Genomic DNA, 7408 nt, shown 5'->3' on the forward strand with positions numbered 1-7408 from the left:
TGGGCGACATCATTTCGGAACGGGTGGGCGACTTCAAATCGGAATGGTGGGCGAGATCATCTCGGAATCCTGGGCGACATCGATCGGAATCCGCACTGGTCGTAGCAATCTTTCCACGAACGCTTGAAACAGCACTTCCAGTAGCACCAGTATAATACCGGCCACTGCTTGGAGCTATTTCATTTCCGGGTTGCACTGATGCCATCGGACGCTTGCCCTTTGTCCGATAAAACTGAGGCGTGCTGCCACTTCGCTGATGGGCTAACTCCGGGCGGTCTTGTGGGAGCAGCATCATCGCCTCCGCACTCGACGCCAATAGGTCGTGGCCGCACACTTACTGCGACCCGCCACAGGACCAGTCAGTGACACTGACCTGCGTATTCAGTTGGTCGCAGTGTGAAGTTGCTGACGCCGGGTCCGAACTTCAGGCCTAAGCAAACTGAGGCATTATGCCTCTTGGGCGAAACACCCATTTCTAGGGCGCGTCCGTTCTCGTAGAATGTGGTTGCCCTTGAAGCGGGATGTGCCGAAGTCACCGTTCGGGACGAACGAGCAGTACTAGCGCTGTCGGCAGGTACGCTACCCTAAGAGACCGCCCCCTTTTCGGTTTCACACCACGATTTCACATTCCACACGCGCGCAGCTTTTGCGGCGGCTTGTTGCAGTAACCTAGGGAGAAAAGCGATGAGCAAGATCGATCGAAGGTCTGCATTGACATTCGGGTTGGCAGCGGCTTCGGCGGCCATGATAGAGCCCGCCGCCGCTCAAACTACGGGCTACAAGGACACAACTCCGTGGCCAGGTGTGGTGGTGCGTGAGTATGATGGCGAGACACCATCGCTGATCCCGGGTTTTAAGACCGTCTCAATGCGCGACATCATCATGCAGCCGGGATCGAAGACCATGGGGCCCCCGATGATGAATGCCATGGTCTGCCATATCACCGAAGGAGAGCTTCGGCTTGAGCAGGACGAAAAGACCTTTACCGGCAAGAAGAATTTTGTCTGGACCTGCAACAAGGACACAAAGGAGCAGGCGTTCAATGATGGGAACGTGGTCGCGATTATGCGGATCACGGACCTAAAGGCCTAAGGCTCGTTTCTTCGCAAAAAAATCGATTGTAGTTGCGAATGGCGCACGCGACGGCGCACCGATCGCGTCGGTTTGCCCTCTGACGTGACTTCCTGGTTGCGCCGAACTCTAGATATGTCGCTGCGCCAACCGACGCGAGACAAACGTCTAAGGGCTAGTTGGCGGACGATATGAAATCGACGAGCGCCGCGACAATTGGTCGGGGCGTCTCAATTCAAGACTACTGCAACATGAAGAGAGAGAGGGAGAGAGAGAGAGAGGGAGGCCGATGTCTGAATTGGGTCATTCGCGTCGGTTTGGCCGATAGTTAGCGACTTCGGTCTAGCCCCGTGAACGGACATGTAGCGGCAGCCCGCCGTGGAAGCGAAGGCCCAATAGGCGACGTCACGCCCAAACGTGACTGACGCAATGCCGCGGCTAGCGAAGTGGGCGGGGCCGGCTGAACAAGAAACGGCTGGGAGTGAACTTTCGGGCTACTGCGAGCGCGCTGCCCTCGCACGTTTCGAGCGCGATCTTCTGGGCCAGCATGACGTCTCCAATCGGAAGGTCGCCAACGGGCAGGAAACACAAGCCGATCCTTGGACGGCCGTTTTCGCCGATCTCGCAGACATTCACAGCCGCTCCCGCATAGATTCTGTAGCGGTTGCCCGTGTCGCCGCCGACCACATCGAAATAGCCCGTCTGCGCGAATTGCCGCCGCTGGACGGGCGAGAGGTACTGCCGCAGCAGTAGCAGCGCGTGTCCTTCCGGAGTCCTCTCGGCGCCGTGTCGAATGAACAGCGCCTTTGCGGCCCTCCTCCGTGAGCGTTCACCCGGCCGCGACCGCCTGAACAGCCACACAGCTCAGCGATTCAGCCGCCGACCAGCCGGGGGAAGAAGAGAGTTTCTTCCGCAGTGGGGTCGAACGATCGGATCCGCGACACCTGACCTGAACCGGTCCGGACCGCGGCGGTGAAGCCGACGTTCGTCAGCTCGCGAAATCGCTGCTCGGCCTTGGCTACTTCTCGTGCATCGTCCGCGTCGAAGAAGTGACGGCTGTCGCCGGTACTGTCCATCACAGTCTGGATCGGCATGCGGATCTCTCCTTGTTGATCATGACTGAATATTGTTGCAGCTCTGAAGTTCCTCGATCCGCACCAAAGCTACTGCCTCCGCGCCTCGCAACCAAGGCTTCGGTATGGTGGTACGCAGATGGCCCGCAAGTCAGGGCGCAGTTTTTGTGGACTTCGGCGAACAGCATCAGCCCGCCACAGCATCACCGGATATGGCCATTGGTCGAAAGTCGGTCCGCATCCTTCCACAAACCAGCTTTCGCATTCACATACCATAATTCACCTGATGGAGAGCGCAGTTATGCTCAGAGTGGGCGTTGCGAGTTCAGAGGCTTTCATGCCGTACTACGAATTCGAGCTTGTCACCTATGCAACATGCCAGCATCAAGGCGGAATGATCCTTGAAGATCGACAAGGAGCGGCGGACCAAACAGAACGTCTCGCGGCAGAGCTCACGCTGGTACGACCAGAACTGATGTCCCACAATTCTGCAATTCGGGTTCGAGATCACAGCAACGCTGAAATCTATCGCACTGCGCTCGATGCTCTTGCAATCCGGAACGCCACCCAGGTCCCGGCACACCATTGTACTCACGATAGCACAACGTTCGTGCTGCCGATTGGACATTCATCCGGCTGCTCCACCAACTGCACCCAAGCTCACCGAGGCGGGTTCAATTCGCCTGCAAGCCAACCGACCGCATCTGTCTTCATCGGATCCACAGCGAACGACGCCGTCTCGGTACGTTCGCAGGTCGAGCATTCGAACGTGCGCTTCTCGAATCCGGACTTGCCGGGAGAGATGCGCGCCAATGCCATCCGGTGTTTGCATACCGGACACATCGGCCGTTCGTTGATACACGCAGTCATCCAACTGGCCCCAAAGAATACTCATTTACCCCAATCCGATTTTCGAAACGACAAATGGTGAGCGCTAGGCAGCAGCTAAGTCATGCTGACCAGGGGTGAAACAGCCTTCAATGTCGGTTGGGAGAGGAGTCGCCGCCAAATGCTCCCAGTATTCTGCCTCGGCGAGCAGTTTCCAGCTTCTGTCAGGATGAAGCGCGGCACTCTGCCGACAGAGCGCCGCCATCGCGCGCAAGCGCTGTGCGGTTTCCATTCCAGCCTCCCATGTTTTCCCATCTTATTTTTTGCTTTTACGCTGGAGTCATTATGATTATGCGTCAGAACTAATTTTTGTTTTTCCCGACCGCGACTCGATACGCGCTTGCTGCGGTTGGCTTTCGTTTCGAGCGCCGACGCTGTTCATTTAGCGCAATGTTCCGACTGGACATTCGTCCTGGTTGAAGCCTTGTGCTCTGACGGACCACGGCTCCGCCACGCCTTTTGGTGCACATGCGGTGCTCGCGAACGATACAGGGAAGGAATTTCGGCGCGGAGAGAAGGACCTCTTCAGCCCTGGCCTGATCACGCAGTTACGACTTGGAACGCGCGCTTGCTCCACCATCCGCGGTCGCCCCCAGGGGAAACGCCCCCAGAGCGTCCGCCATCGCAATTCTCACTGCCTTAAAGATCATTATGGCCGGACTTTTGACTCCCTCAAATGGAGCTGCGAGTCAGGTTTCATCGTCATCGCCATCGTCGTCCTGATCGTCTTCGTCCGAATCGACGGCCATAGCTTCGATGTAGTCACGGCAGGCATCCCGCAGTGTGCGACACGATGTCGGATCGTCAGGGAAAACCACCATCCCCCGGTCTTCCTTCCATAGATGGAAAAGGGCGATGTGAGCGACATGACGCCCGCGCGTGCTGCACGATATCCGTGCGGCTACACAACGCAGTTTCAGCGGTCGATAAGTTATCGTTGACTTGTCGTTTTGGAAAGCCGCCGCACCACTTAGCCTCGTGGTGGCCGGCACCACCCGTAAATTTCCCAAGTGCCGGCAACCAGGCGCAATGGTTAAGTTGCGACAGGTTTGAGCGCCGCATCATGAAAACACAAAAGCCAAAGCAATGGGCCGACCGCGAGGTCCAGCAACTGTCCAAGCTGGCCCGGGCAGGCGCTGGCGTATCGAAGATCGCAGCCAAGCTGGGCCGTCACGCAGGATCGGTGAGGCGAATGGCGGGAAGGATAGGGATACTGTTGAAGAAGTAGCCGTTGAGGAAGCTCGCATGCCTCGCGCGAATGATGGCATCACGGCTTACCTACAACCCAAAACCGCGACTAATCTCCCGCACAAGCCTGCGCGCAGCTCAGTATTTCGACCATAGAAGAGCACCTGATTGAGCTGCGAAGGATGGTCAGCCCAAATAGCGCGATAGCAATACCTCTAAACATGGTGGTGGACCGGGTTGCCCCGGCCTTCGAGGGATTGGGGGGAGCTGGGCACGACTGCATTACCCACTTTGGGGCCGTGTGCCGGGAACACTCGGTAATCAGCGAAGCGTTCCAACGCCGCACCGTCGCAAAGACTCAGCGGCCTCTGCCAGAGCCTTCCGACGAAGCCGAGGGGCAGCTAAAGTTGGCGTGCCACAACTTCAAAGAGATGAACGGGCTGGGGAAACTGGAAAAGGCGTATGCCGCGATGGCGCTCGCGAACGGGACGGAGCGGTTTCGACGGTGATCAATACGCGCCGCTCCGCTTCGCGCACGCGGGCCCGAAGACACTCCAGTTCGGACAATTGAGACGCAAGCCGTTCCTGACGCTCATGCAGCCGCACAATGGCGTCAACCGCTAGACCGGGATGTTCACGCATGTCGTGTACCCCCCAACCAAGCCTTCTAACATGCTTGGATCATGGCCCGTCGGCGGACCAATCGGGAAAATGATGCAACAGAGACTGAAATCGGCCGACGTTGTTCCAGCATCCACATATGTGAATCGTATGTTGCTGTTGGAAGTTAATTCGGCGGAGTGCATCAGGCGCCGCGCGAAGGCGCAGCCGAACTGTCCGGTGGTGAGCGCCATTCCGCGCGATGCAGGGCTTTACGTTCGGTCGACCTGTCCCGGCTCAGCGACCCGACTCTTCTCACCAGTGGTCCAACAAAAGACGCGGCGCTGGCTGGGATTTCGTCCACGTCTGCATAGACGACCATTCCCGCGTCGCCTTCTCCGAGATCAAGCTCGACGAACCGGCGGCCGTACGCGAGCCGGACGAAAACTAGATTGACGCGTGTTCGGCCGTGGGTGCTATAATATCCCCCATGGGCTGGGATGCGAAAGACATAGGGCTCCTCATCAGGCTCTGGTCCGCAGGACATAGCGCGGCGCAGATAGCGCGCCGGCTCGGATGCAGTCGTAACGCGGTCTGCGGCATGCTGACCCGTCAGGGCCTAAAGCGCGGCCACAAGCTGCCCACGGCAACGCCTAAGATAAGGCCGACCCCGAAGCTGAGGGCGACGTCGTGGCAGCTTGCGCCGGTCCAGTCGCAAAGAAGATCTCGCGGAACGCGGCGGAGAGGCAGCAGCCCAAGCAATTCAGCAAGCAGCAGCTTTACGAGATACTGGCTGAGGCGGTCAAAAATACTGGCTAAGAGGTCACCGCGAATGCCGTTGCGCTGCGCTCAGTATCGGCTCGGCTCGACGGTTCGGGGGTCGTGCCCCTTCCCAAGTTCGTCCCGTTCGCGTCAATCGCGTCGGTGTAGTCCTCCGCGATGACTTCCGGTTAGCCCCGATGAGCAGACGTCTTTGGCGCCATCGCAGGGTCTCAAACGGGCCAGAAGCTGCCATTTCTCTTGCCGCGTCGGCGATACTGTCTATGGATGTCGGCCTCTCCTGGCTTGACCATGAACTGCACCGTCCAACCAGCTTCGACCTGGCCGGATTTGAGCTTCCGCTCGCGACGCCGAGCCGGAAGGGAGTGCCACGTCGACCAGGTCCCGGCGACAACGGACGCGGGATGCGTCAGGTTTCCTTGCGCGGATTGTACTTGCGCCCGGATTGGCTAAACGTCCACGCCTTGCGCGCGGTCGTGACGCTTGGTGGCACGCGCAGCCAATGGCACCTTCGCGAGCCGTCCGGCTGAGGTGTAGGGTTCATAAGCTCGATCATCACGATCGGCTCGTCGTCTCCGCCCGGGAAGTCGCGCCGCCACAGCGTGCCGTAGCGCTCGTCGCGGTCCAACTGCTCGCCTCCGGCGTCGCGGATGTAGGCTGCTGCACCGCTCACGTCTTCGCCATAGCGGTACCCCTCAATCATGACGCGGCGTATTTCAGCGTTTCGCTCGCCGTCGATCGCAGTCGTGCTGATGGTGTCGGGACGTTCAATGACATCGCCCGGGACCCGTACGCCGTGGGCGGCGTAAATCGTCCAGCCGTCGGGGTAGGCGACCGCCGGTCCGGTTTCACCATGCAGCCGCCCGTGGTCATCGCGATGAAGAATGTTGGGCCGTTCCGAGCAAATATTCTGATGCGGGAGCGCCCACCCTGCCGATTGCGCCAGTTCCCAACGACCGGACAGCTTGTCCGTCTCTTCGACCAGGCCGACCACGTCCCGGAGATAGCGATGTACTGCGAGCCATTCGGCGCGACCGATAGACGCTGTAAACGACGGCATCGCGGACGCTGTCCAACGCAGTCCGCGATGCTGTGCCAGACGTTGACCGTGACACCGAGCCAGATGCTCATCAAGATGCTGTCAATGCTGTTCCAGACGATGGGAGTCACGCGGTCCTTGACCCTGTCACTGACGCTGTACCAGACGCCGCTCCCGACGCTTTCCCACACGCTGTCCCCGCTGTCTCCGGCGCTTTCCAGGACGCTGTTCTCGACGCTCTCCGCGACGCCCCTGCTGATTTTTGTGTTCTTGTCGAGCATGTGGGGGGCGCGGATGGTCGCACGGGTTAGCCCCATCGACATGGGCGAGCCACACCACACGATCTTCGCGGCGGGGGGCGCAAGGCCGCCCTGACGGTACATCTCACGGATCGCCGCCTCAGCACGTGGCCGGTCGGCAGGATCGGTGCAGAGATTGATCAACGTCCACCTCGCGGCGTATTCCGCCCTGCGTGCCATTTGCTCGGGCGTTAGGCGTTGGATTTTCTTCGGCGACATGATTTGGACATCGGCCCGCGGCGAGAATGGTGTGTGTCATGGTCTCGAAAATTGCGCTGCAGTCAATGCCCGGGGACGCCGAGCGATGCCAGCAACGTCCGCTAATGGAATGGTCCGGCCGTGCTCCGGCCCTGCCAGTACGAGAAGCTGGCAAGGGGCGCCCAAGACAAGGAGCACGCCATGTCTCAGAAACTCGACGCTTCGCCCGCCGTCATCGGCATCGATATCGGCAAGAACTCGTTCCACATCAT

The 7408-nt window shown here is 59.4% G+C and carries 8 protein-coding genes and 1 pseudogene; 5 read left to right on the plus strand and 4 right to left on the minus strand.

The window, feature by feature from the left end:
* Positions 1-684 precede the first annotated feature (684 nt).
* A complete protein-coding gene (locus ABIB80_RS39025) occupies positions 685-1092 on the plus strand; it encodes a hypothetical protein (protein ID WP_007595390.1) in 408 nt (135 codons plus the stop codon).
* A 417-nt stretch (positions 1093-1509) separates the two neighbouring features.
* Here ABIB80_RS39025 and ABIB80_RS39030 read toward each other — a convergent pair whose 3' ends face one another.
* Both ABIB80_RS39030 and ABIB80_RS39035 read right to left on the minus strand, forming a co-directional pair.
* The gene (locus ABIB80_RS39030; RefSeq protein ID WP_007601179.1) at positions 1510-1932 is read right to left on the minus strand and encodes a hypothetical protein; all 423 of its coding nucleotides are present in this window, start codon (positions 1930-1932) and stop codon (positions 1510-1512) included.
* 11 nt (positions 1933-1943) lie between these two features.
* Entirely contained in the window at positions 1944-2165 is a 222-nt protein-coding gene (locus ABIB80_RS39035; protein ID WP_007601178.1) for a hypothetical protein, read from the minus strand.
* A gap of 316 nt (positions 2166-2481) precedes the next feature.
* Between ABIB80_RS39035 and ABIB80_RS39040 the strand changes: the two genes are divergently transcribed.
* Positions 2482-3075, plus strand: coding sequence for a hypothetical protein (locus ABIB80_RS39040; protein WP_354129626.1), 594 nt, complete (start codon positions 2482-2484; stop codon positions 3073-3075).
* Positions 3076-3078: 3 nt separating this feature from the next.
* Here ABIB80_RS39040 and ABIB80_RS39045 read toward each other — a convergent pair whose 3' ends face one another.
* Positions 3079-3264 (minus strand): hypothetical protein, encoded by a 186-nt coding sequence (locus ABIB80_RS39045; RefSeq protein ID WP_007601176.1) that lies wholly within the window; start codon positions 3262-3264, stop codon positions 3079-3081.
* A 1854-nt stretch (positions 3265-5118) separates the two neighbouring features.
* On the opposite strand from ABIB80_RS39045, the pseudogene ABIB80_RS39565 reads away from it, so the two are divergent.
* Together ABIB80_RS39565 and ABIB80_RS39050 are read left to right on the plus strand one after the other, a co-directional pair.
* Positions 5119-5238: pseudogene (locus ABIB80_RS39565) on the plus strand (IS481-like element IS481 family transposase); the annotation flags it as partial.
* A gap of 72 nt (positions 5239-5310) precedes the next feature.
* Complete coding sequence (locus ABIB80_RS39050) at positions 5311-5763, plus strand: GcrA family cell cycle regulator (protein WP_245286006.1); 453 nt, start codon at positions 5311-5313, stop codon at positions 5761-5763.
* Positions 5764-6009: 246 nt separating this feature from the next.
* Here the strand turns inward: ABIB80_RS39050 and ABIB80_RS39055 are convergent, their stop codons facing one another.
* A complete protein-coding gene (locus tag ABIB80_RS39055) occupies positions 6010-6660 on the minus strand; it encodes a DUF6745 domain-containing protein (protein ID WP_051058475.1) in 651 nt (216 codons plus the stop codon).
* A 27-nt stretch (positions 6661-6687) separates the two neighbouring features.
* Between ABIB80_RS39055 and ABIB80_RS39060 the strand changes: the two genes are divergently transcribed.
* Positions 6688-7014 carry a hypothetical protein gene (locus ABIB80_RS39060; RefSeq protein ID WP_035994314.1) on the plus strand — a complete coding sequence of 109 codons (327 nt, stop codon included), beginning with the start codon at positions 6688-6690 and terminating at the stop codon, positions 7012-7014.
* Positions 7015-7408 lie beyond the last annotated feature (394 nt).

Source organism: Bradyrhizobium sp. i1.15.2 (assembly GCF_040548425.1).
Classification (GTDB): domain Bacteria; phylum Pseudomonadota; class Alphaproteobacteria; order Rhizobiales; family Xanthobacteraceae; genus Bradyrhizobium; species Bradyrhizobium canariense.